Raw genomic sequence first — 3278 nt, 5'->3', positions numbered from 1 at the left:
AGCAGAGATCGACCAGGCGCGTTGGGCGGAAAGGGTTTTCTGTCATTGTGAGCATGCCCACGGAAGAGGGGACGCAGCATATCGATTTCGCCCTCGCCGTGCAAGTCAGATCGCAACAACAATCTGGGGAGTCTAGGCGGGCGGCGCGGACGCTAGGCGGACAATAAGCCGTTCGAGGATAAGCCGCGGCGGGGCGCTGCTGGCACCGCCCGCCCTGCCGGGCTTTCTCTATGCGCCTGCGAAAGGCCGCCAGATCCTGCGCTCGCTCTTGCGTGCGCGAACGATCGCCGCGCGCGAGGCGGGCCTGCCCGTTGTGGTCAGCATGGGCGCGGCGGCCAAGCTGGACCCCTCCAAGATCCTGGCCGCGGATATTTCAAAATCCTTCTTCCGGCCATTGTTGACCGCATGCGCGAACACCTGGATTCGCTCCTTGCGCGCAATTTTTCTAAACACCCCATGCCTCGTACGTCCTGGAGGGACGGCCGGCAACTCATCCCCGGACGTGGACATGGACGCGAAATACAGACCAATATGCCCTTTGAAAAAGCCGTATCGTCATGCCGAATCGCCGACTTACAAACCCCACCCTCCCCGTATGCCCTGAAAGGAGCTGGCTAGCTACCAGGGCATCGAATAGGTTCTGACCTTGGTCTTGCCGGCCTCGAAGGTTTCCTTGGGCAAAGAGCCCCGGGAGGTCTTGCCCTGATAGCTGACGTAAACGAAATGATTTCCGGCGGGAATGTTCGAAACCAAGGCCCGGCCATGGACGTCCGTTACCCCGGTGTTCGAGCCCACGGTGACCGTGGCCCCGATGAGGATCATACCCCCGGCACCCGTCACCGTGACATCCAGCTTGGCCGGTAAAAACGGCGGTATGCTGAGCCCGATCGGCTGGGCCAGAAGTCCGGCCATATAGGTCCCGCCGGTCTTCAGATTCCGGAACAGGGTGAACCCGGTGATCTTCTCCGAGGACGAAATCTTCAGGCTGCCCTTTCCGGCAATGAAGTTAATCAGGGAATACCGTCCGGCTCCCATAGACGGGATCGTGAACATCTTGGAATCCTTGGCAATACCATAGGGATTGATCCGGGTCGCGTTCACCTCCACCGCCGCCAGGTTGGGGTTGCAGACGCAGAGAATCATGTCCCACTCGTCGTCCAGGGCGAGATGCGGAACCACGTGGGTTTTGGAAAGCACCTCCCCGGGGATGAGTTCCATGTCGGCCATGTAGACCCCGTCGTCAGTGTAGAAGCTCAGGCCCTTGAGGGGCTGGTTGGACCGGACCTTGACCCATCCGTAGCTGAAAACCCCCTGGCTTGTGTTGACCAGAAAGGCCTCCTGGCCGTCGGCCCTGAGCGTCTTGGAGATCCGCTGGGTCATCGTGCCGCCGCTCTTGAAAGTCTGGACCTCGACGCTGGCCTGAGACGACCCGCTCATGTTCCGCAGGGCCACGCCGGACCAGCGGTCCTGGCCGTCGCTGAAATAGGGCAGGTAATAGTCGTAATTGCCGCCGCCCTCGACCTTGTCGAAATTGATGTCCATGGTGGCAAAGCCCAGAACCTGATGCCAGGTGCCCGGGGTGTCGGTGGCCAACTGGAATGTGGACTTCATGGACGTGTCCATGCGCATTCGGAAAATCCCATTGGGCCGGCCCCCATTGGCTCCCCAGGAATTGACCATGATCCAGGCCGGATTATCGGGGTCGGTCTCGTCCCAGCCCACACAAAGAACAGCATGACCAGCGGCAACGATATCCTTGCTCACATGCTTGTTGAGGTTCATGATCCCGGTCGGGGTGGCCTCGTCAGAATTCCCCCAAAATGTCCTGAACTCGTTCATTTTGGAAACTGGAAGATGAAAACCGAAATAAATGGCCTTCTTTTGCAACAAGACATCCTTGACGTTGGCAATGGCCTCTTCCTGGGTGACGTTGAAGATGCTGATGCGTGAACCCGAAATGTCCTCAACGGGAATGAAGGGCCAGGCTCCGATGCTGTCGCAGGATGGCCCGTCGCAGAGACCGTCACCATTCTGCCAAAAGGCATTTTTGTTGGCCCAGGGGACCAGAAACGCCGTGAACCTGAAATAATCGACAAACTGGTTGATGTTCCCCCCGCCGCAAGGGCAGAAGGACATGCACGAATTTGGGTACTGGATGGACAGCCGATCGCGAATTCCCTCCTGTACGGCCAGGGCCACCTCGGCCACCCCGGAACTGGCCCAGAGCCAGCAATTGCCGCACCCGCCCTGATTCCGGGCCGCCGGATCGTATGTCAGGTAGGAGAGGAGACTATAGGATTTGGGATAGCTGGCCTGCCTGGCCGCGAGATCGGCCGGAGAAACCGACTCCCGCAGGGGCAGAGACTCAAAATCGGCCTCCAGTTTTAGGAGTTCATCCGAGGTCAGAGTCGGGCCGCCATCCAGGGTGGCGGCTTGGGCTGGTGAAAAAATCAAAAAAAACAACAGAGCCGTAGCCAGGAACAGAACAGTGCGCGCCTTCATGATCGACTCCTCCCTCAAGGGGGTGTAAAAACCGAGACCACGCGGGTCCCATGGCGGTCGCATATCCGTGTTCCTGAACCGTGTCCAGGGGCTTTGTCATTTTCGGGTTCTTGTCGATCAGATGGTTTGATCATCGGCCAGAACCACCGACCCGCCCCGGCCCGAACCGGTCTCGACAATCCCCTCGGCCAGCAAGGCCCGGCGAACGGTCTCGTAGACATCCTCGTCCCAACCAAGGGTACGCCGCAGGGCCAGGTTCCCGGATTTACCCCCGGCCTCGGCCAGGACCTTGCGGAACTCCGCACCCAGACCGTCCATATCGAGCTGGGCATCCACCGCGCTCTCGGAATCGGCCGGGGCTCCCTCGCCCGTATCCGGGCGACCCAAGCGGGTCAAATCCACGGTCAAGGCCCCCAGGGCGGCGTAGTCAGACGGATTGCAGGACAGGACGATGACCTGAAGCCCTGACCGGGCAGCAAGGTCCAGCATGGCTTGAAGCCTGCCGATCCGCTCCGGGTCCGAATAGGCAAAGGCGTCGTCAAAGATGACCGGCAGGCTGCCGTCGTGGTCCTGGGCCAACAATTCGGCCATGGCTAGGCGAACTGCAGCCGATACCTGCTCCCTGGCTCCCATGGACAGGGACTCGAAGGGCATGGCCCCCTCTCCCCGGCCATTGACGAGTTCGATGGTCTGGATGCCGCTCTCGTCCAGGCGGACCACGGCCCGGGCCTGGGGCCCGAAGACCCGGGAAAGGTACCGGGTGATCCTCTCGGCCA

The 3278-nt window shown here is 60.6% G+C and carries 1 protein-coding gene and 1 pseudogene; one reads left to right on the top strand and one right to left on the bottom strand.

Translation table 11 applies throughout. The annotated features are described in order from the left end of the window. Positions 1-283: 283 nt before the first annotated feature. Positions 284-397, top strand: a pseudogene (locus EOM25_13435) (tRNA threonylcarbamoyladenosine dehydratase). 221 nt (positions 398-618) lie between these two features. Here EOM25_13435 and EOM25_13430 read toward each other — a convergent pair. Then, positions 619-2565, bottom strand: coding sequence for a hypothetical protein (locus tag EOM25_13430; protein ID NCC26176.1), 1947 nt, complete (start codon positions 2563-2565; stop codon positions 619-621). Positions 2566-3278 lie beyond the last annotated feature (713 nt).

This window comes from Deltaproteobacteria bacterium, from assembly GCA_009929795.1.
In the GTDB taxonomy this organism is placed as follows: Bacteria; Desulfobacterota; Desulfovibrionia; order Desulfovibrionales; family Desulfomicrobiaceae; genus RZZR01.
Note: the sequence above shows the minus strand (reverse complement) of the source record. Positions and strands in the feature narration are given on the sequence as shown.

Bases quoted from the DNA above. Each gene is read 5' to 3' on its own strand.
- EOM25_13430 (NCC26176.1), bottom strand. From the start codon at position 2,565: ATGCGACCGCCATGGGACCCGCGTGGTCTCGGTTTTTACACCCCCTTG.